The 20,970-nt window shown below is 66.7% G+C and carries 23 protein-coding genes; 5 read left to right on the plus strand and 18 right to left on the minus strand.

Annotation, left to right across the window (positions count from 1 at the left end):
* Positions 1-770: 770 nt before the first annotated feature.
* Entirely contained in the window at positions 771-941 is a 171-nt protein-coding gene (locus NK1_RS35210) for a hypothetical protein (protein WP_167354323.1), read from the minus strand.
* A gap of 150 nt (positions 942-1,091) precedes the next feature.
* Between NK1_RS35210 and NK1_RS30005 the strand changes: the two genes are divergently transcribed.
* Positions 1,092-2,300 (plus strand): helix-turn-helix domain-containing protein, encoded by a 1,209-nt coding sequence (locus NK1_RS30005; protein WP_157104505.1) that lies wholly within the window; start codon positions 1,092-1,094, stop codon positions 2,298-2,300.
* A 753-nt stretch (positions 2,301-3,053) separates the two neighbouring features.
* Entirely contained in the window at positions 3,054-3,584 is a 531-nt protein-coding gene (locus NK1_RS30010; RefSeq protein ID WP_063014156.1) for a class IV adenylate cyclase, read from the plus strand.
* A 21-nt stretch (positions 3,585-3,605) separates the two neighbouring features.
* Here NK1_RS30010 and NK1_RS30015 read toward each other — a convergent pair whose 3' ends face one another.
* The 11 genes from NK1_RS30015 to NK1_RS30065 form a co-directional block, all read right to left on the minus strand.
* On the minus strand, positions 3,606-3,902 hold the full coding sequence (locus tag NK1_RS30015; protein WP_063014158.1) for a gas vesicle protein K: 297 nt from the start codon (positions 3,900-3,902) through the stop codon (positions 3,606-3,608).
* Positions 3,895-4,146: a gas vesicle protein gene (locus NK1_RS30020; protein ID WP_439955966.1), complete on the minus strand. Its 252-nt coding sequence runs from the start codon at positions 4,144-4,146 to the stop codon at positions 3,895-3,897. Before NK1_RS30020 ends, NK1_RS30015 begins: the two co-directional genes overlap by 8 nt.
* Positions 4,143-4,931, minus strand: a complete 789-nt coding sequence (locus NK1_RS30025) for a GvpL/GvpF family gas vesicle protein (protein WP_063014162.1) — start codon at positions 4,929-4,931, stop codon at positions 4,143-4,145. Before NK1_RS30025 ends, NK1_RS30020 begins: the two co-directional genes overlap by 4 nt.
* A complete protein-coding gene (locus NK1_RS30030; RefSeq protein ID WP_063014164.1) occupies positions 4,928-5,323 on the minus strand; it encodes a gas vesicle protein in 396 nt (131 codons plus the stop codon). Before NK1_RS30030 ends, NK1_RS30025 begins: the two co-directional genes overlap by 4 nt.
* Complete coding sequence (locus NK1_RS30035) at positions 5,320-5,643, minus strand: gas vesicle protein GvpO (RefSeq protein ID WP_174552766.1); 324 nt, start codon at positions 5,641-5,643, stop codon at positions 5,320-5,322. Before NK1_RS30035 ends, NK1_RS30030 begins: the two co-directional genes overlap by 4 nt.
* A 24-nt stretch (positions 5,644-5,667) precedes the next feature.
* Complete coding sequence (locus NK1_RS30040; protein ID WP_063014166.1) at positions 5,668-5,895, minus strand: gas vesicle protein GvpG; 228 nt, start codon at positions 5,893-5,895, stop codon at positions 5,668-5,670.
* A gap of 3 nt (positions 5,896-5,898) precedes the next feature.
* Positions 5,899-6,660: a GvpL/GvpF family gas vesicle protein gene (locus NK1_RS30045; protein WP_063014168.1), complete on the minus strand. Its 762-nt coding sequence runs from the start codon at positions 6,658-6,660 to the stop codon at positions 5,899-5,901.
* Entirely contained in the window at positions 6,660-7,073 is a 414-nt protein-coding gene (gene gvpJ / locus NK1_RS30050; protein WP_063014169.1) for a gas vesicle protein GvpJ, read from the minus strand. The genes NK1_RS30045 and gvpJ overlap by 1 nt, the downstream gene beginning before the upstream one ends.
* Complete coding sequence (locus tag NK1_RS30055; RefSeq protein WP_063014199.1) at positions 7,070-8,182, minus strand: SRPBCC family protein; 1,113 nt, start codon at positions 8,180-8,182, stop codon at positions 7,070-7,072. Before NK1_RS30055 ends, gvpJ begins: the two co-directional genes overlap by 4 nt.
* Before the next feature lie 5 nt (positions 8,183-8,187).
* A complete protein-coding gene (locus NK1_RS30060; RefSeq protein ID WP_063906147.1) occupies positions 8,188-8,814 on the minus strand; it encodes a hypothetical protein in 627 nt (208 codons plus the stop codon).
* A gap of 171 nt (positions 8,815-8,985) precedes the next feature.
* The gene (locus NK1_RS30065) at positions 8,986-9,297 is read right to left on the minus strand and encodes a hypothetical protein (RefSeq protein WP_218023194.1); all 312 of its coding nucleotides are present in this window, start codon (positions 9,295-9,297) and stop codon (positions 8,986-8,988) included.
* Between the two features lie 75 nt (positions 9,298-9,372).
* Between NK1_RS30065 and NK1_RS34815 the strand changes: the two genes are divergently transcribed.
* On the plus strand, positions 9,373-9,537 hold the full coding sequence (locus NK1_RS34815) for a hypothetical protein (protein ID WP_157104506.1): 165 nt from the start codon (positions 9,373-9,375) through the stop codon (positions 9,535-9,537).
* A gap of 71 nt (positions 9,538-9,608) precedes the next feature.
* On the opposite strand, the gene NK1_RS30070 is transcribed toward NK1_RS34815, so the two are convergent.
* The 4 genes from NK1_RS30070 to mca form a co-directional block, all read right to left on the minus strand.
* Positions 9,609-10,520, minus strand: coding sequence for an alpha/beta hydrolase (locus NK1_RS30070; protein ID WP_063014183.1), 912 nt, complete (start codon positions 10,518-10,520; stop codon positions 9,609-9,611).
* A 108-nt stretch (positions 10,521-10,628) separates the two neighbouring features.
* On the minus strand, positions 10,629-16,082 hold the full coding sequence (locus tag NK1_RS30075; RefSeq protein ID WP_063014184.1) for an ATP-binding protein: 5,454 nt from the start codon (positions 16,080-16,082) through the stop codon (positions 10,629-10,631).
* Positions 16,083-16,406: 324 nt separating this feature from the next.
* Positions 16,407-16,724 (minus strand): hypothetical protein, encoded by a 318-nt coding sequence (locus NK1_RS30080; protein WP_157104507.1) that lies wholly within the window; start codon positions 16,722-16,724, stop codon positions 16,407-16,409.
* Positions 16,721-17,668, minus strand: coding sequence for a mycothiol conjugate amidase Mca (gene mca / locus NK1_RS30085; RefSeq protein WP_063014201.1), 948 nt, complete (start codon positions 17,666-17,668; stop codon positions 16,721-16,723). The genes NK1_RS30080 and mca overlap by 4 nt, the downstream gene beginning before the upstream one ends.
* 184 nt (positions 17,669-17,852) lie before the next feature.
* Here mca and NK1_RS30090 point away from each other — a divergent pair, with 184 nt between their 5' ends.
* Positions 17,853-18,350, plus strand: a complete 498-nt coding sequence (locus NK1_RS30090; RefSeq protein ID WP_063014188.1) for a DUF4307 domain-containing protein — start codon at positions 17,853-17,855, stop codon at positions 18,348-18,350.
* Positions 18,351-18,626: 276 nt separating this feature from the next.
* A complete protein-coding gene (gene greA, locus NK1_RS30095) occupies positions 18,627-19,121 on the plus strand; it encodes a transcription elongation factor GreA (RefSeq protein WP_039780623.1) in 495 nt (164 codons plus the stop codon).
* Between the two features lie 197 nt (positions 19,122-19,318).
* Here greA and NK1_RS30100 read toward each other — a convergent pair whose 3' ends face one another.
* The gene (locus NK1_RS30100; protein ID WP_063014190.1) at positions 19,319-20,467 is read right to left on the minus strand and encodes a cystathionine gamma-synthase; all 1,149 of its coding nucleotides are present in this window, start codon (positions 20,465-20,467) and stop codon (positions 19,319-19,321) included.
* A gap of 104 nt (positions 20,468-20,571) precedes the next feature.
* Positions 20,572-20,970 (minus strand): transglycosylase SLT domain-containing protein (locus tag NK1_RS30105; RefSeq protein WP_157104508.1); only part of this gene is annotated, 399 nt, incomplete at its 5' end.

The raw sequence follows: 20,970 nt of genomic DNA on the forward strand, positions 1-20,970 counted from the left end.
CATCGACCTGATCGCCCTCCCGCAGTGCGAGAACATCTTCCTGGTCCACAGTTGACAAGTGGAACCACGCGAGTGAGCCGTCCGGTCGAGTCAGCACTCCGGTGCCGTTACGAACGTTCCAGCGGTAGACCGTGGCACGTTCCACAAGCTGCCTCCCCTTCGTCGCACCGTACGAGTGATCCCGATCATCACACGTCTGAGCACTGCCGTGCAATCGAATTGCGGACAAACGACACCAGCGGCCGGAAGCATAGGCTCCCAGGAAACGACGGGTTTCCGCTCTCCGGCATCTGGCGTCAGTGATGCGGGAAGCCAAGGTCTGGGTCGCTCTTCCGGGTGATCGAGCCGTCTCCGTTCTCGGAGTGCAACACGTCACCGATCATCTTCAGGCCGAGCACCCTGGCCTGCTCACTTACCGCACACCATAAGGCGTGGTACTCGGGCAGGATCGAATGAACCCGAGCCAACGACAATCCGTCCGGGAATGCGACGCCACAGGGCTCACGCCACAGGGCGTTCACTCGGTGGAACCGCGCCATGTCTAGACGCTCGCGATCGCGTAACAGCCGATCCAAGTCCGCCGTAGGCTTGACCCAGATAATTCGCCTGCCGCGCACCCTGTTCCTTCTCTCGCTCAACGCGATTCAGAATTCCCTGCACCGAGTTGTCCCGCGCAATGTCTTTGGCGACCCGCTCGGGCCAGACCACCGCGAGCACAATCACAGCGAGCGGAATACCAATGGCTGCAACGAATCCCCACCCCTCGGCGGTCACTGCCGCGCGCTATCCGGGACAAGACGCTTCGCTTCGATCAGACGCTGCTTCGCCTGCTGCTTGACCGGACAAACACATAGTGCACAGTCGATATGCACCTGCATGATGATGTGCGCGTAGCCGATCGTCATCACCGGCACGCGATCGTGATTCATCACCCCGTACATTGCTGAATCCCCTACTCCCCTGGTCCTTGAAACCGTCCGGCTCAGATCACCAGTCGCAACCGGCTCGCGGTAGCGATACCGTGGTGACAAAGCGCGCATCCGTGATCTGTCACCAGCGGGGATGAGATGACCAGTGCACGATTGCCAGATATGAACGCGAACCGAGTCGGGCGAGCGGTGCGCCGCTACCGCCTTATGCGGAGACAGATCCAACGCGAGCTGGCTGCGGCGCTGTTCTGCGATCATTCGTGGATCGCTTCCATCGAGGCAGGCCGGCGCTGGCCCGGCAATCGTGCATGGGCCGAGCAAGCTGACTTGGCGCTCGATGCACACGGCGAAGTGGTCACGGCTTGGAACGCCGACCAGATCGAACGGGCCCGAGCGGCCGACACGATGAGGATGCTCGAGGATGCTCGGCGCGGGTCAGAAGCGCTGCTGGTCGCGCCGGACGGAGCCTCCCTCGATGACATCGGCCAGCGCATCGTGGATATCGCTACACAGGCACGCTTGGAGTCCTACGACCGCACCCTCGATCGCGCCCTTGCGTTGCGGGCCGAGTTGACGCGACGGCTGCGAGTGGGGGCGTACAGCCCGAACACGATTCGCGACCTCTACGTAGCGCTTGGGCGCGTGTGCGGTGTGCTGGCATATCTGACCCTCGACCTCGGACAGCACTCCCATGCCAAGCTCCACGCCGAAGCGGCCTTCCAGCTCGGTGACCGAGCCAACCACGACCAACTCCGCGCGTGGTCACGGGGAACCCAGGCGCTCGCGCACCGCTTTACGCGTGATTTCGAATTGGCCCGCGACGCCGCGGAGTACGGCTTGCGCTATGTCAGCGCGTCGACCGGCACCAGTGAGCCACGGCTGCTGTGCAGCCTGGCAGCATCGTTAGCCAACCTCGGCGATTCAGAGCGGGCCGCAGAATTGCTCGTACAAGCCGACCGGGCGCGCGATCACGGGGCCAACAGCGATGAGATACCAGGTCTCTTCACTTTCACGCCTGCGAAACAGATTTACTATCACGGGTTTTCGCTCATGTGGGCCGACGATGCCAAGACCTTGAAGCGTTCGGTCAAAGCATCGGAAGAAGCCCTGCGCGCGTGGAAAAATCAGCGTTCACCCGGTGACGAGATGCTGACAACGATTTATCTCGCCATGTCCAGCGCCCGACTGGGCGACCTCGACGCCAGCTTGGCCGCAGTTGCGCCGGTTCTGGAACAGCCGATCGAGCATCATTTTTCATGGGTCCGGAAGCGGCTCAACCAACTGGATGCGCTTCTGGCGAAACACTTTCCGGACTCACAGGCGGCAGCCGAGGAGCGCGAGCTGCTATGCGCGTACGTACACGCTGCATGAGGCGCCGAGCACATGTCCACCGGATTGCGATTGCCATCCATCACCGTTCGGTGCCCAGGCCTCGAGATGAATCCCGACCCACCGGCCCTCGGCATCCTACTTCACCGCGAGATCGCACAACCCGATGACGAGTTCATCCAGCTGCCGTGCACACTCACTGCCGTACTCCTCGCTCAGCCACAGGGGTTGGAAACCGTCCCCGAGTATTGCCACGCGTCTCTCCGACAACCACCCAGCCACCGTTTACCTTCTTCTCGAGCTGCACGAATACCTCCAGGGAGTCGATGGCGGCGGTACAGGAGATTCGCCCTTTGCCCACGATCCAGCCGGGCGAACCCTTCGAGTGGTGTGGATTATTCGCCTCCACATGGCAGGCGGCGTCTCCCGGCGCCGCACTGGCGGAGGTCGGCGAGAGTCCCGGCGCAGCCAGAGCCGCCGCGACCAGACCTACAACGAAGTGACTTTTCTGCTCTTCATTGAAGCCCCCCCATTGATCATTCCTGCAGCGGCGGAATCATTTCCGACCCGCACACCTACGTAGACGCGCCACAGAGTCCTCCGGTTCCATCCGACTCGCCACCTGCTGTTGTGATCGAGTCGTATCCCGCGCCGTGGGGTGTAGTCCATGGCTGCGGGCACTGAGCAGCCCACTACGCCGCGAGATCCGCACCTTGCGTGACATCAGTATGACCGGACTCACCGGCGGGAGTGCGAGATAACATCACTGCCACACAACATGTTTGGAGACGCACAGTGCCTATCGAGCACGAGGCCAAGATTCTCGGGATAGATCCTCGGACCGCCGAACGTCGCATCCTCGACAAAGGGGGAAGCAAGCTCGGCGAACGGTTCATGCGGCGCTACGTTTACGACATCACCCCCGGCGATGAATCCAAGTGGATCAGACTGCGCGACAACGGAAACGGCATCACGCTCGCCATTAAGCAGATCACCGACGATTCCATCGACGGCACTCATGAGGTAGAGGTGACAGTCAGTGACTTCACCGCCACCAACGAACTGCTGAAGCTGATGGGCTTCGTGCCCAAGTCGTACCAAGAGACCAAGCGCGCGAGCTTCACTCTCGAAGGCGCCCAGCTCGAAATAGATACGTGGCCCCTGATTCCTCCGTATCTGGAGATCGAAGCAGCGACGACGGAGGACGTGATCCGTATCGCCGAACTGCTCGGCTACGCGGAGGCCGACCTCACCGGCGAGAACACGATCAAGATCTACGCCCGCCACGGAATCGACCTGAATACGATTCCCGAACTTCGCTTCTGAATGACCCTCCGGTCCGCACCACTACTCGGGCGGGGGTAGCAGCGGTCCGAGGGGCCCCAGGTCGATGTTGAGGTCTTCCGGGGTGAGGCCGAAGTGTTCGCGCAATTCCTCCATGCGTTGTTCGAGCAGCATCAGGGTGGTTCCGATGCGTTCGACCTGGGTGTCGGTGAGGTCGCCGGCGTCGACACGGCGCAGTGCTTGGCGCTCCATCAGTTGGCGCAGCAGCTCCACCAGGGTGAGGACGAGGGTGACCAGGCCGCGCTCCACCGATTCCGGATCGGTGTCGATACGCGGTGGGATACCGCTGAATTCAGTCATCGCCGTGCTTGTCGGGTGACTCGGGCAGGGCCGGCGGGAACAGCGTGCTGATCGAGGAGATGAGGGCGCGCAGCGAGATCTGCACCAGATCCACATCGGCGATGGCGAGTTTGATGTCGCCGGTGATGATCACACCGCCGGCCAACACCCGGTCCAGGAGGTCGACCAGCGCGACACGTCGCTCGGTGTCGACGGTGCGATCGGGCGGTGACGTGCCGGCGCGCGTCATGTCGACTCTCGTCATGACGGCTCGCGCTGCACGCCCGCGAACGAATACGGGGGCCACGGACCGGTGAGCTCTAATCTGATGCCGGGGAACTCGGCGCCGAGCGCCGTCACGGTCGCGGTGAAGTCCTCGGTCCGGTCGTCGTCGACGAGGTAGGTGCCGTTGAGCACCATCCAGTCGCGTCGGCCGCTCACCGCCGGATCGGTCAGCGGCTGACATCGTCCGGCCGCGGCCCGGCGCAGCAGCCGCTCGTGCACCTGTGCGGCCCGCTCGGCCGCATCGCGTTCGACGGTCTCCTGCGCGGACAATTGCGCGCGCCGCCGGGCCAGATACGCCGCGCCCGGCGTCATCGTGCCGGCTTCGGCCTTCGCCTCGGCGACAGCGGCGGTGAGGGTGGCGCGGTCACCGTACGCGCGCACTCCCCACTCGGTGCGTCCGCTCACCAGTTCCAGCGCAGCGACGAAATCCGCTCGCCGTTCGTCGAGCGACTCCCGCACCCGGTCGTCGTCGCGGAAGACAGTCGCCAGCCGCAACGGAACGGCCTGGCCCCGACCTACGACCGCCGAGACCACCGCGTCGTGGGCCCGTGCCGTCGCCTCCAGCCAGTCCAGATCCTCGAAGTTCCGGCGCAGCGGCTCCTCGCCGAACACGTCCAGCGGCACGGAGCCGACGAAGGCGGTGAGATTGCCGGAGACGATCGTCCGCACCGGCTCCCCGGCGACTCCGGTCGGCGCGGCGGTCTCCGCCTCCTCGTCGCTGTGGGGCGTAACCGCGTACAGCCAGACCAGGCAACGACCTGTCACGATCGCTCTTTCCTCGACTCGCGCCCACGCTCGATGGGTTGCCGGCGTTCGTTCGCCGCCTCCAGTTGGGCGATCCGCTCGCGCAGTTCCCGGTTCTCGATTTCCAGGTCGCTGTCCTGCTTCTCCAGCGTGCGAGCCTTGCTGCTGAGCCAGGGATCGGTCTCCCACCAGTCGATGCCCACCGCCTTGGCCGTCTCCAGAGACGCGACCACCAACCGCAACTTGATGGTGAGCAGTTCGATGTCGAGAAGATTGACCTGGATATCGCCCGCGATCACCAAGCCCTTGTCGAGGACTCGCTCCAGGATGTCGGCGAGATTGGTGGAGTGCCCGCCCCCACCCCCGCCCCCGTAGGGCTGGGGCGCGTACGAGTCTCCTCCGACCACCGTCATTGCTGTCCCCTCGTGCCGATGTCGGTGCTACCCCGGATGTAGCGCTTGGTTCTGCGATAGGCCAGCAGGTTCTCGTCGAAATCGATCTCGACCTGATAGAGCGCCATGATGTCGGCCGAGGAGGGGATGCGGCGATCCTCGAGCACCTCGATCTCCACCAGCCAGCCGTCGTCGGTCGGCTCCACGCTCGTCACGCCCTGGAGGGGGTTCGACGTCAGTTCCGCGAGGCATTCGACCGCCACTCCCGCGGCCTGCGCCGCGGTCAGGGGCGGTTGTTCGTCCGATGCCTGAGCATCGTCGTGAATGGTGTCGCGGGCCACGGGAGTCACTTCTTCCGGTCGGACCTACCTCGGACCGGTCATCCGATTCAGGATCTCTTGTTGCGCTTGCGCGGCCTCCTCCGCGGATATCTCGCCGACGGCCGCGGCACGGTCGATGTCCTCGAGCTCGCGCCGCAACCGCACGGGATCGTGCATCTGCTGTTCGACCTGCTCCTGGATCAATTCACTCAGCCAGATCACGCCACGAACCGGCGCGGCGGGGAGCAGGAGTATCGATGAGATCAGACCCATGCCTCACCCCTCCGGTGCTCGCTTCGTCACGAAGTCGTAGGCCGCCATCGGTCCGAGCAGACTCAACTCGACCCGGCCGTCCCATTCCGACATGAGCCGGCGCAGCAACTCCTCCAGTTCGTCCTGCCGGGCCGTTTCGACCAGCGCCGCGAGGTGAACGGCATCCTCTTCGTGGGTGGGGTCTCGCTGGTTGACCATCGCCCCGAGTTTCTCGAGTTCGGAAGCCACTGTGCGGGTGTCCTCGGCTCGCTTCGTCTCGATGGCCTGATTGATCATCTCGCCCAGCATGATTCGCTCGTTGCGGGTCGCATCCTCCGATTTCCCGCGGATCTCGTCTCGCAGGCGGGCGGCGTCGGCATTCTCGTCGAGCAGTTCGCGCAGGATCGCATCCTCGACGTAACGCCCTCTGACGACGAACTGCACCCGTCCCTCGAGTTCCACCAGTGCCGCGTGGAATTCGTCTTCGTTCGCCTCGAGCAGTTCATTTTCCACCGCATCGGTGTCGGTCATGACCGCGCCGAACCGCAACGGCAGCACGGGGGCCACTGCCGCGGACCCGTCGAGAAGTTTCTCGTGGGCGGTGAGGTCCTGGGGTGTGCCCAGGGGCCGATCGGAGGCGAGCGGACTGACCAGCGCGGCGATGTCGCCGTGCCGCACGACCGTGACTTCGCCCGGCGGATCGCCGACTCCGGTGGCGTGGGGCTGCGGCTCCACGTCGGCGGGCACGATGCCGTAGACGTATACGGCTGTTGCCTCGGCAGCCATCACCGCTCCTCCCGCTTGGAGGGGCGGTGCACCGTCTGCCGCTTGTCCTGCACATCGCCGAGGAAGTCCGCGACCTTCTTGCCCGCCGCGTCGAGTGCGCCCTTCGTCTTGTGCTCCGCCGCGCCCTCGGTGACGTCGCCGACGATGTCGGTGATCCCCTTCGGCTCACTGGTCGAGATCTCGAGCCGGTTCACCGCGTCGGCGAACCGCAGATATGTGTCGACACTGGCGACCACGACGCGCGCGTCGATCGTCACCAATTCGATGCCCACCAGCGACACCCGGGCGAACGCGTCGATCACCAGGCCTTTGTCGAGGATGGTGTCGATTACATCGGCCAGGCTGGACGAGTTCGGCCGGGCCATGGTGCCGGCTCCGCCTCCGCCCCCGCCTCCCGCGGGTTCGATCGTCATCTTCTTGCTCCTCCGCTCACACGTGGGCGGCGAGTGACCGAGCTCTTGCGGGCGGCCGTTCGGCGGCGAGGTGGCTCGGGTTCTTCCTCCTCGTCGGAATCGCGCTGATCCTCGTCCTGCTCGTCGTCCTCGTCTTCCTCGTCTTCTTCTGCCTCATCCGGTTCTTCGTCGTCGAACGCTTCCTCGTCGGCGCTGTCCTCGTCGGCTTCTTCCTCGTCGGCTTCTTCCTCGCCGTGGTCTTCCTCGGCGCGGTCTTCCTCCGCGGCGTTCTCTTCCTCTTCGCGCTGGCGCGCCGTCTCGTCGTCTTCCACGACCTCGCCGTCGCGGATTTCGCCGTGCCAGCCGACGATGTCGTCACCGTGCAGGACCGCATCGGTCATGACATGGCGCTGAAAGTGCTTGAGCTCCAACCGGCATCGGCGACCCGCGGCACGCCACATATTGGCGGTCTTCTCGAACACGCCCTGCGGGTGGTACTCGAGCACCACCAGAATCCGCGTGAGGTTCGGAGTGATTTCGTAGAAGCCGACGGCACCGTCGATATAACCCTTGGCGCCCTTGGAACGCCACACGATCCGCTCGAACGGAATCTGTTCGATGATCGTGGATTCCCACGTTCGCCTCGACCAGAACACCTTGCCGGTCCAGCTGAGCTTCTCGTCGGAGACCTGCTCTACCTGCTCGAGCTTCTTGGTGAATTTCGGGAAGTCGGCGAATTGCGTCCACTGGTCGTAGGCCAGATCGATCGGCACACCGACGTCGATCTCCTCGACGATATTGGTCAGCTTCAGCTTCTTTCCGCCGCCACCTTTGCCGCCGCCCCCGGTCAGCGAATTCTTGACCGATTCGAACGTCTGCCCGGCCGAGTGCTTGAGTTTGCTCATACCTCCGCTCATGACGGCCTTCAGCGGCGATGCGCCGCCGGCCAGCTTGTCCACACCGGTCACCGCCCCGATCAGATTTCCTTCGCCACCCGCATAGTCGTTCAACCGGCCGGCCGTTTTCGAGACCCGGTTCGAAAGCCCTTCCACCGCGCGTTCGGCCAGCGTCCCCGCGAGGTTCTGCACCGACTGCTGGAGCGGGCCGGCCGCCTGAGCCGTTTTCGCCATCGCACTCACCTCCTCGTGCGACGCACAGGTGGTTCGTCGGAATCGGAGCGGCTACGGCGTCGGCTGACCGAAACAGGTTTGCGTCCCGCGGATTTGCGAGCCGTAGTCCCGGAGGTCGTCTTCCGCGCGCGCTTGGTTGCGGGCTTGCGTGCCCGCGGGGCGGCCGGCTTCCGGTCTTCTTCTTCCTCCTCCTCGCCGGAATCGACGTCCTCGAGATCGTCGTCGGAGGACGCCGCGCCCGCGTCCCGGGCGGCCTCGTCCTCGTCGTCCGCCTCCGCTTCCGATTCCGATGCTCGGTCGCGGTCCTTGTCCGACAACAGGGAGTCGCCCGACAGCAGGGAGGAACCCTGCTGCAGCCTGCTGTTCAGCGACTCGAGCTGGTTGCTCGCGGCGGTCACCGCGGCGGATCGAGCCGCGCCCAGCAATTCGTCGCGGACGGTGTCGGTGAGTTGGGTCAGGTCCGCCGACGATTTGAGCAGCGCCGTCCCCCGCTCGAGCAACTCACCAGGAATATCGGACGACCGTTTCGCCATCATCGCCCCCGCCACCCCCAGCGCGAACCGCATCTTGCGTGTTCGGCCCAGCAAATAACCTATGCCCACCCCTACCGCAATGCTTGTGCCACCTTTCATGGCCTTCTCCTCGTTTGCTCGACACGCCTGCACGGCCGCACTGCCGCGGGATGGGTCGAGCGATGAGACCCCGATGTTTGGAGTAAGCCACGTCACAGATGGCCTTGTATCAGCGTATACCCAGCTATCTCCACTGTGGGCCATTAGTCGGAGGGACTTCCGGCATATCGATCAGTGCAGTCGCCGGGTACGCCGGCGTGGGCGCAGCACTCGCACCGCCCGGCGCCAACCGCGCGGTGTGGCGACGAATCGCACCGGCCCGTCGAATCGGTCCGTCGGGTCGAAACCGGACGCAGGGCCACCGGCCCGGCGGGCGGCCTTGTAGCGAGCCAATCCCTCCTGGAACGCGACCGGGTCGCCGCCGACGTCGGGGTGCTGGGTGCGCACGAACCGGCGGTAGGCCGCGCGGTCGGCGGCCGACCAACCGGCGCGCGCCGTCGGCGTCCGCGCTTCCCGGATCGGTTCGGGATCTCTGCTCGCCATCCCCTCCAGTATCACCACACCCATCGCGCCGAAACCGTGACCGTACACACTGTCCGAAATGGGTACTCGGTGGCAATGGACGACAGCGCGCAGATTCGACCGGTACCGATGCGGCGGCGGCCCTGGTTCGCGGATCTGGAAGAAGCCGAACGACGTGGCGCCCACGGCAATGCCGGGCTCGGCTATTTCGACTGTGATTGCGAGATCTGCCACCGGCGGTTCCGGCCGGCCGCGGTCTGAAAGCAACTCGCGCCGTTGATCTTTCGTCGTCCGTAGCCGAATCGAACTCGAACGCGGGCAGCTGCGTTCTTTCAGGCGCCGATACCCCCGGCCAGCACAGGCCAGGAATCGTGCAGATCGGCCTCGAACAGCCCCCACGTGTGGGAACCTTCGGGCCGGTCCACGTACACCGCCGGAATGCCGAGTTGTCCGAGCCGACCGGCGAAGGCACCGGTGCACGCACTCGCGACTGCCTCCACCGGTGGGAACGGCAACCCCCGGTCGACACCGCCCGGAATGCCGGACGCCGCCGACAGATATATGGCCTTCCCGGCCAGCGCACCGGCCCGCGCGAGCGCGTCGTGCGCGGGCCATGCCTCGGTGCCCGGCAGGCCCCACATATTGCCCGGATTACCGCCGCCCCGCACCACCTGTGCACTCACCATCGCGATCCCGGCCGGATCGTTCGACCACGGACACCCGCTGTAGGAGGCCACCGCGCCGAAGCGCTCCGGCGCCTGGATCGCGAGGTCCACCGCCGACGCCGCGCTCATCGACACCCCGGCGATCGCATTGCGGCCGGTGGTTCCCAGCTGGGCGTCGACGACGTCGGGCAGTTCCTGGGTGAGGTAGCTCTGCCAGCGATTGCGTCCCATCACGGGATCGTCGGAGATCCAGTCGGTGTACATACTGTTGGGTCCGCCGACCGGCATCACCACATTGACATGCTTGTCGGCGAAGAACGCCCGCACATCGGTGTCGTCCCACCAGGAGATGTTGTCGACACCGCCACCGATGCCGGTGAGCAGATAGAGCGTGGGCGCCGGTCCGCCGCCGGCCGCGCGGATCACCCGATTCGTGATCACCCGGTCCATCGATGGCGAATACACATTCATCTCGACCGCCGCCGGCCCCAGCGGATGTTCGTCCACCACATGCGCCGCCGGGGCCGCCGCGGCCGAACCCGCCGCGAAAGCGCCCCCGGCGACGACCGCACACACCATTACGAGAACTCGCGTGATTACCGTCACGACAAGGGACTACCCCATCATGATCATCGCGATGCGGCCGAACCCGTGACCGGCCGTGAGCGGCCGGTCACGGGCATGACATCAGCCGAGACGCGCCTCGATCGCCTCGATGATCCGCGGCCGCAGCTCCCGGGCGCTGATCACCGCGTCCACCGAGCCGACCTCGACGGCGCGGTGGATGTTGTGCACCCGGTCGAACTCGGCGGCGACCTCACCCAGCTTCTCGGCGCGCACCTGCGAGCGGACCTCGTCGAGTTCGGCGGACAGCTCCGCACGCTCGGTACCCGACGCGTTCGCGACCCGCGACTCCAGTTCGCGCACCCGCGAATCCGAGGCGGTGCGGGTGTTGACGTCCCCGGCGAACACCACGGCCGCGGCCGGGGCGCCACCGAGCACCGAGGCGAACGAACCCTCGAGCGCGAGCACGGTCATATTCGGGTTCAGCGCCTTCGAGAACACCACGAACGCACCGCCGTGGTAGCGCGAGATCACGCAGAACACGATGGGCCCGCGGAAGTTCACGATCGCGCGGCCGATTTCGGCACCGTATTCGAGCTGCAGTTTGCGCATCGACTCCGGCGAGCCGTCGAAACCGGACAGATTCGCCAGCACCACCAGCGGGCGGTTACCGCTGGCCGCGTTGATCGCGCGAGCCGCCTTCTTCGACGACCGCGGGAACAGCGTGCCCGCGGTGTAGGTGTCGGGTCCGTCGGTGGACGGGAAGCCGCGCCGCGGCACTCCCCGCGATTCGATGCCCAGCAGGCAGACCGGAATACCACCCAGATGCGCGTCCTGGACGACGGCGGTCTCCGCGTCGGCCATACCCGCCCAGCGCTCCAGCACGGCGTGGTCCTGATCCGCCAGCGCCCGCATCACGGTGCGAATATCGAAGGGCTTCTTGCGATCCGGATTCGCGGTCGCGGAGAAGATCTCCCCGACGGTCGTGAAATCGCTGTCGGGCACGGTGTGCGGGAAGGTGCACACATCGCGGTCGATCGGGTCGGTGGTCTGCGCGCGGCGCGGGCCCTGCTCCCCGGGGGCGATGTAGGTGTGGTCGTAGTGCGACATCAGCACATCGCGAGCGCCGGCCAGATTCGGCGCCCAGTACTGCGCCTGACCGTTCGGCCCCATCACGCGGTCGTAGCCGCCGATGCCGAAGTTGTCCTCGGCCGACACACCACCGGAGAAGTCCAGCGCCTGCTTACCGGTCAGCACCATCGCCGAATCCGGGGTCATCACCAGGATGCCCTTGGTGTGCATGAGCATCGTCGCCTCGGCGTTCCAGTACGGCTGCGCGCCGACGTTGATACCGGAGACCACGATGTTGATCTCGCCGCCGTCCTGGGTGAATTCGACGATGCGCTTGAGCGCCGCCGCCACCCAGTCCATGTTCTCCGTACCGGACTTCATCGAAATCCGGGCGCCGGAGGACAGCGCGTACCACTCCAGCGGCACCTGCATCTGCTCGGCCAGATCCAGCGCGGCGATCACCCGGCGGCATTCCGGCTCCGACAGCGCGCCCAGCGACTTGGTCGGATCGCCGAGCAGCACCACACGGGTGATGCCGTCCGGATGCCGGTCGGTCGGCGTGGTCACCACACCGGCGACCATCGCCGCGGTGTTGCGGCCCTTGGGCCGGTCGACCGGGACGAGGGCGTGTTCGGCGTCGAGGTCGTATTCGGCGAAAGTGCCGAGCAGACCGGTCAATTCGTACGGATAGACGGTGCCGCGACTGGCTGCCCGCAGGACCTTCTGGCGGTACTCGTCGAGCGGTTCGACCGGATCGTCGGTGCGCTCGCCGACGGTCACCTCGGTGCCGCCGGTGGCATCGAACCGGATGCGCACGACGATCTTGACCAGCTCACCGGTCTGCGCGTCGGGCTGACGGGCGATGAGCAGGATCTCCTCCAGCCCGGCGCCCGCGGTGGCCGGTTCCACGCGACCGACGATGGTGTCCAGTTCGGCCCGGGACACATCCAGCGGCGGCCAGATGTAGAGCACGATCCGGTTGGTGTGGAAGCGCTTGGCCGAGGGCCGCCGCGACTGTGCCCGGCGGATCGAGTCGACGCAGGTCGCGACCGTGCTCTCGGCGGTCGGCAGCGACAGCAGCCGGCCCTCGTGATCGCGCAGCGCGGTCAGGTCGCGGACCTGCGCGAAGGCGACCAGCCGCTCGTCGGCGGGGTTCTCCTTCGCCACACCACGGAACAGGTAGACCTCCTCGTCGGAGGACGGCAGCCGGGTGAGATCGAATTTGCGCAGCCGGCGCATCTGCATCCGCTCGGCGATGTAGGGGTGCAGGCCGCGGATCAACCGCTCCTCGGCCAGACCGGTCGCCGACGGGCGGAAGGTGAAGTGGTGGTGCATCACCGCGCCGTTGCTGCCCGCGACGGTGGCCGTGATCCGATTCACCTGGTTGGGCAGCGACCGGGCGCCGAGCACTTCCTGCAGGGCGGCGGCCATCGCGTCGAAGTCCTCCGGCTGGTTCTCCCAGCCGAGGTAGATATCGGCCTCGATGGACGCGGCGCCACCGGCCAGTTCGGTGAGCCCGCTCAGTACCGTGTCGAGCGCGTCGAAACTGACGGCCGCGGAGACCAGATTCACACCGCGGCGTTCGGCGACCACGAAGGTGCAGCCGTCCACGTTCTGGGTGCGAACGTCGGTGAGGCCCTTGTTGCCGTAGTACCGCCGGGTCAGCACCTCGAGCATGACGGTGTTGTCCGGATTGCCCCGCACCAGCCGCTGGGCCAGCAATCGCACCAGCGGTTCGGTGCTGCGCACCATTTCGGCGATGCGATCGGTCCGGTCGGCGGCATCCGGATGCGCGTCCAGATGGCTCAGATGCTTGCGAACCGTGGTGTACACGCGAGCGCGGTTGCGGCGCAGCAGCGGCTGGCCGTACCAGGCGTAGACCACGCCACGGGTGATGTCGGCGATCACCGGGAAGCGCACCTGGGTGGCGGCCACCAGCCGCTCCAACGCCAGGCCCACCGGTTCCCGCAGCACCCGATCCGGCACCGGCTCGCCCAGCCATTCGCGCAGCAGGGTGGTGACGACGGTGACCGTGTCCGACGGACGCTGCTGGGCGAGGAAGATCCGGAAGACCGCGGCCTCGAGTTCCGGGGTGCGTTCCAGGTCGGTGACGCCGTAGTGCGCCAGCGCCTTCGACAGCTTGGCCCGGTAGGACTCCGGCAGTCCGGCCCGCTCGACGTCGAGGCTCTGCAGATAGGTGTGGAAGTACTCGCGGGCGCTGTGGACGTGGCCGTGGCCGGCGTCCTCACCCCAGAACTGGCTCAGCTCGGCGAGATCGGTGAAGACCTCGATCAGGTCCAGTTCCTCGGCGAGCGGGCGGCGGTTGTCCGCGATCGCGGCGCGGCGCGCGGCCATGTAGTCCGCCAGGACACGTCCGCCGTCGTGCGGGTCGACGTCGAAACCGAGCAGCAGCCCGCGCAGATCCTCCTGGCCGCGAACCGTGCGCTCCTGCGCCAGCACCTCGGTGGGCGCGGCGGGCAGGTCCAGCTCGACCGATTCGGCCGCGGCGGATTCGTCGGCCTGGTCGTCGTCGGCGATCGGTTCCAGCCGCAGCAGCGGCGCACCGGCCTCGACCTGCGAGCCGACCGAGACGCCGCATTCCTTGAGGCGCGCCTTGAACGGCGAGCGCAGCACGGTCTCCATCTTCATGGACTCGAGGACCAGGACGGGCGCACCCGCCTCGACCTCGTCGCCGACCTCGAGCGGCTTGGCGACGACCAGCGCGGGCGCCGGCGAGCGCACCACACCGCCCTCGTCACGGCTCACCCGATGCGTCACGCCGTCGACATCCACCACGTGGGTCGGGCCGTGCGTGCCCGTGACCAGCCGATACCGGGTGCCGTTGACCACGATCTGACCGGTGTGCCGGTCAAAACGCTCCAGATCGACGTCCGCGGTGACGACCTCACCGGCCGCCTCGATGCCGATCCGGAATCGGTGCGCACCGACGCGGGCGACCCGCAGGCGGTAGCTCGCGCCACGCAGCTTCAGATCCAGCGGACGGCCGCTCTCGTGTTGCACCTGCGGGCGGCCACCGGCGGCGGTGGACAGCAGCCGATGCCGCTCGGCCCGCTCCTCTTCCTCGTAGGCGTCGATGGCCGCGGCGGCCAGAGCGACCGCGGTGTGCCGCTGGGCCACCAGCCGGCCCTCGCCGCGCACGCGATCGATCCAGCCGGTGTCGGCACTGGCGTCGATGACCTCGGGCTGGTCGAGCAGGTCCAGGACGAAACTCTTGTTGGTCGCGCCGCCCTCGATGATCACGCGGGTCTCGCCGACCGCGCGGCGCAGCCGGCCCAGGGCCTCCTCGCGATCTCGGCCGTAGGCGATGATCTTGGCGATCATCGAGTCGAAGTCGGCGGGGATGGTGTCGCCCTCGCTGACACCGGTGTCGACGCGGATACCCGGTCCGGCCGGCAGATCCAGCAGGGCGATGCGGCCCGGCGCCGGAGCGAAGTCGCGGTCGGGATCCTCGGCGTTGAGGCGGGCCTCGATGGCGTGCCCGCGTTCGGCCGGGGGCTCACCCTCGAGCCGTCCGCCGGAGGCCACGTGCAGCTGCGCCCGGACCAGATCGAACCCGGTGGTGTACTCGGTGATCGGGTGCTCGACCTGCAGGCGGGTGTTGACCTCCAGGAAGGCGAACAGCTCGTCGCCGGGGTGGTAGAGGAATTCGACGGTTGCCGCACCGCGGTAACCGACCGCCACCGCGAGCCGCTCGGCCGAGGCCTTCAGCTCGGCGACCTGCTCGGGCCGCAGCACCGGCGAGGCGGACTCCTCGATGACCTTCTGATTGCGCCGCTGCACCGAGCAGTCGCGCACGCCCAGCGCCCACGCGGTGCCCTGCCCGTCGGCGATCACCTGAACCTCGACGTGGCGAGCACCGGTGACCAGCCGCTCCAGGAAGACGACACCGCTACCGAAGGCGCGGGCCGCTTCCTGGCTGGTGCGCTCGTAGGCGTCGACGAGTTCGGCTTCGTTGGTGATGACGCGGATACCGCGACCACCACCACCGGCGGTCGCCTTCAGCATCAGCGGATAGCCGATGTCACCGGCGGCCGCGATCGCGGCGTCCAGCGTCTCGACCGCGCCGCGGCTCCAGGGCGCCACCGGCACCCCGACCTCCTCGGCGATCAGCTTCGCGCCGATCTTGTCGCCGAGTTTGCGCATGGCGTCCGGGCTCGGACCGATGAAGGTGATGCCGATCTGCTCGCACAGTTCCGCGAAGGCGGGATCCTCGGCGACGAAACCCCAGCCGACCCAGGCGGCGTCGGCCTTGGTCGTCACCAGCGCCTTTTCCAGTGCCTTCAGATCCAGGTAGGGGCGGGCGGAGGCCGGTCCGAGGTCGTAGGCGATATCGGCCTCGCGCACGAACGTCGCGTTCCGGTCGACATCGGTGTACAGAGCGACGGTTTCGATCTGTCGCGCGGTCGCCGCGGCCAAATCTCGGACGGCGTGGATGAGGCGCATTGCGGCCTCACCCCGGTTCACGATGGCGATGCGGCTGAACACTCGCCGACTCCTTTCCACAGCGTAGGCCCGGTGCATGGGCAGAATTCGAGGTATCGCGGCTCCGCGTAGTGTGCACCTTTTATTCCACGAATGTGTACGCCGTGCAGGGTTACCCGCACGTATCGTGTGGGATCCCATAGGAGCGGTCCGGCCGATTCCCGCCGAAGCGCGGTAACGAGACATGCGCGACAGATGGCCGGATCGTATGACCCGGACAACATCGAAGCAGATCAGAGCATCAATCGAGGGCGCTGCCCGAAACCGTCGCCGCACCCGGATTGCGATTGGGCGGCGAATCGGCGACGACGCGGCGAATCAGCGGATTCAGGAAGCCTTACCGGAGGCCGGCGGCGGGGTGGACGGTCCCGAATCGCCGTCGGCCGCATCGCCACCTTCTCCGGCGACACCGGGTTCGGTGCCCTCGTCGGCCGCCTGGTCCGGTTCCGGATGTTCGCGGGAGAAATCGGCGGGCAGCCTCTTGATGTGCTTGTTCATCGAGCGGATCAACAGCACGGTGCCGGCCAGCAGCACGAGGATGATCACCAGACCCAGCGGCGAGGCCTTGCCGAATTCCGGACCGGTCGGGTTCGTGGTGGTGTTCTGAGCCAGCAGCGCGGTCTGCGCGAAGAACGTCGACATCATCGAACCGTGCCCTCGACAGCCCGGTCGGCGACCGTATCGTCGGCGGCCGGATCTTCCGCGGCCAGATCTACCGAGGCCGGATCGTCGGCGTCCCGGATTCCGGCGAACAGGTCGGTCTCCGGGATCGCGGTGCGGACCCGGGTTCTGGCCAGTTCGAATTCCTCCGTCGGCCACAACCGCTGCTGCATCTCCAGCGGGATGGCGAAGAACATGCCGTTGGGGTCGATCTGCGTGGCATGGGCGCGCAGGGCCTCGTCACGCTGCGGGAAGTATTTGCCGCAGTCGATCTGGGTGGTGACCCGCGACATCACATCGCCGTGCTCCTGAGCGGCCTTGCGGATGCGTTCCATCCAGTCGCGCATCGGGAACGGCTCATCGATCCGGTCGTACTCGTCGGCGAAGGTCTCGAGGCGCTGCAGGCTGAAGCCGTGGTTGTAGTAGAGCTTCAGCGGCGTCCACGGTTCGCCCGCGTCGGGGAAGCGCTCGGGGTCGCCGGCCGCCTCGAAGGCCGCCATCGACACCTTGTGGCACATGATGTGATCCGGATGCGGATAGCCACCGTTCTCGTCGTAGGTGGTCATCACGTGCGGCCTGAATTCGCGCACCACCCGCACCAGGGCCTCGGTGGCCTCCTCGAGCGGCACCAGCGCGAAGCTGCCCTCGGGCACCGGCGGCAGCGGATCCCCTTCGGGCAGACCGGAATCCACGAATCCGAGCCAGCGGTGCCGCACACCCAGCGCCTTCGCCGCGGCCGCCATCTCCTCGCGGCGGACGTCGTCGATGCGGTCGAGAATGCCCGGCACGTCCATCGCCGGGTTGAGGATGGAGCCGCGCTCACCGCCGGTCAAGCTCACGACCAGCACGTCCGTACCCTCCGCGGCGTATTTCGCGGTGGTGGCGGCGCCCTTGCTCGACTCGTCGTCGGGGTGGGCGTGCACCGCCATGAGGCGCAGCGGCCGATCGAAGCTGCCGCTCACTTCTCGTTCACCTCGTTGCTCACCGTTTCACCTCATAGCCGTCCGCCGTGCCCGAGCGGCACGCGGGTGTCCGAACTGCATTCCCTATAGTTCCATCCGACGGTCTTTTGTTCCGACCTACCCCCTGATCGACCACGGGAGCAACCACATCATGAGCGAGGCGGCACCGCAGTCCGACCGGACCGATCCGGACGGGCGCACCGCCGACGCCGCCACCGGGGCGACGGGAGCTGGCAGCGATCGGGTGTCGAATCGTTACGGAACCGGTCCCGCGCGCAACCGCCGCTGGGTTCCGATCGCACTCGGCATCGTGGTGGTGATACTCGGGCTGATCGTCGCCTATGTGGGTTATCGGCAGTACGGCCCCAAGGATATCGAGCCCGATCAACTCGGCTACGACGTCGTCGACGATTCCACGCTGACCGTGCACTTCAAGCTGACCCGCAAGAACCCGGAACAACCGGTGGTATGCCTGGTACGGGGCATGGACTCCGAGGGGAGCGAGATCGGCCGCCGCGAGGTGCTGATCCCGGGCTCGGACAGCGGAACCGTCGAACTCACCACCACGGTGCGGACCACCGCGCGGCCCGCCAACGGCAATATCTACGGGTGCAGCGATCAGGTTCCGGCCTATCTGAAGGCCGGCTGACACCCCCACATTCAAGCCTTCTACCTGCACATATCCAATACGTGCTAGAATGGCGCGAACACGGTTCCGAACGCTCGGAGCCGTGTTTGCTGCATTGACGGCCAGCGCTGCCGGGTCCCGGGCACACAATGCCCGCGGCACCGTCGGGGTTCGAGGAACATCCCCCCGGATCGCTCTAGCCGTCGACTGTTGCTGTGCGCGGACACCTGCTCGCGCATGTGCGACGGGTATCACGGACCCCGGCACGCCGGGAACAACTACTAGGGAGTGATCGAGATGACTGAGACGCAAGTGACCTGGCTGACACCGGAGTCGCATGAGAGGCTCAAGAGCGAACTCGACGCGCTCATTGCCAACCGTCCGGTCATCGCGGCCGAGATCAACGAACGCCGCGAAGAAGGCGACCTCAAGGAGAACGGCGGCTACCACGCCGCGCGCGAGGAGCAGGGTCAGCAGGAGGCCCGCATCCGTCAGCTGCAAGAGCTGCTGAACAACGCCAAGGTCGGCGTCGCGCCGACCAAATCCGGTGTGGCGCTGCCCGGCTCGGTGGTCAAGGTCTACTACGACGGCGACGAGACCGATACCGAAACCTTCCTGATCGCGACCCGCGAAGAGGGCCTGGGCCAATCGGACCTGGAGACCTACTCGCCGAGTTCCCCGCTCGGTGGCGCGCTGATCGACGCGAAGGTCGGCGAGACGCGCGAATACCGCCTGCCCAACGGCAACATGATGAAGGTGACCCTGGTGAGCGCGGAGCCGTACCACAGCTGACGCGGGAAGGTGTCGTCGATGGACGCGAGCAGCATCGGTGAGCCCGCCGTGGTTGCGCTGCGCGCGTTCCTCGGCAGATCCGGCCGGGTGGGCAGCAGCCCGGCCGAACACCTGACATAGCTCCACCGACGCGAACGGCCGCACCGAATTCGGTGCGGCCGTTCGTGTTTCAGTGTGCTCGAGCCGGTTCCGCCGGGTCAGCCCAGCGCCCGCTCCACGTCGGCGAGCAGATCGCCGATGTCCTCGATACCGACCGACAGCCGCACGAGGTCCGCGGGCACCTCCAGTTCCGAGCCCTCGGTCGAGGCATGGGTCATCGCACCGGGATGTTCGATCAGCGATTCCACTCCACCGAGCGATTCGGCGAGCGTGAAGATCTTCGTCCGCGCGCAGAAGTCGAGCGCGGCCTGCTTACCGCCGTGCAGCCGGACCGAGATCATGCCGCCGAAACGACGCATCTGCTTCTGCGCCACCGGATTTCCGGGGTGTTCCGGCAGACCGGGATAGATCACCTGGGAAATGGCCGAGTGGTCGGCGAGGAATGCGGCGAGGGTCTCGGCGTTGTCGCAATGCCGATCCATCCGCAGCGCGAGGGTTTTGATGCCGCGCAGAGTGAGGAAGGCGTCGGTGGGTCCGGGGACCGCGCCGGCGCCGTTCTGCAGGAAGGCGAAGGCCGCGTCGAGTTCGGCGTCGTCGGTGATCAGCGCGCCGCCGACCACATCCGAGTGCCCGCCCAGATATTTGGTGGTCGAATGCAGCACGATATCGGCGCCGAGCAGCAGCGGCTGCTGCAGGTACGGCGAGGCGAAGGTGTTGTCCACCACCAGTTTCGCGCCACCGCCGTGCGCGACATCGGCCAGCGCCGCGATATCGCCGACGTTGAGCAGCGGATTGGTCGGCGTCTCCAGCCACACCAGTTTGGTGTTGGGACGCAGGGCCTCTGCGACCGCGTCCGGATCCGACACCGGTGCCACCGAGTATTCGATACCCCACTGCGTGAACACCTTGTCGATGAGCCGGAACGTCCCGCCGTAGGCGTCGTTCGGAATCACCAGGTGATCACCCGGGCGCAGCGTCGCCCGCAGCACACAGTCGGTGGCCGCCATCCCCGAGGAGAATGCCCGCCCGTAACTCCCGGATTCCAGCGCGGCCAGATTCGCTTCCAGCGCAGCGCGGGTCGGGTTACCGGTGCGGGCGTACTCGTAGCCGCCACGCATCCCGCCCACGCCGTCCTGGGCGAAGGTCGAACTCGCGTAGATCGGCACGTTCACCGCACCGGTCTGCGGGTCGGGATCGAATCCGGCGTGCACGGCTCGTGTGGAGAACCCCAGCTGATCGTCGGTCATGCGGACCAGCCTAGATCCGCGCCGTCGCGGCGCTCGAGCCGGGAACCCCCGGCCGTGGATCGATGTGAGCGGGGTCATGCCCGCCCGGCACGAACATCTCCGGCTCAGTACGCGGAGTCGACGTTGTCCATGGAGCCGTAGCGGTGCGCTGCGTAGTTGCAGGCGGCCACGATGTTGGCGACCGGGTCCCAGATGTCCCAGGAGGTGCCGTCGACGTGGTACGCCGCGAAGGTCGGGTCGATGACCTGCAGCAGACCCTTGGACGGGATGCCCATGGCGGCATTGGAGTCGTACAGGTTGATGGCCTGGGTGTTACCGGAGGACTCCCGCATGATGTTGCGGTAGATGCCGTCGTAGCTGCCCGGGATACCGTGCGCGGCCATGATGTCGAGAGCGTTGTGGATCCACCCGTCCAAGTTGTCCGGGTAGACCGGCGCCGGCGGGGGCGGCGGGGGCAGCACCGGCGCGGGTGCCGGAGCGGGAGCCGGCATCGGGGCCGGGAT

This window comes from Nocardia kruczakiae NBRC 101016, assembly GCF_001612965.1.
Classification (GTDB): Bacteria; Actinomycetota; Actinomycetes; order Mycobacteriales; family Mycobacteriaceae; genus Nocardia; species Nocardia kruczakiae.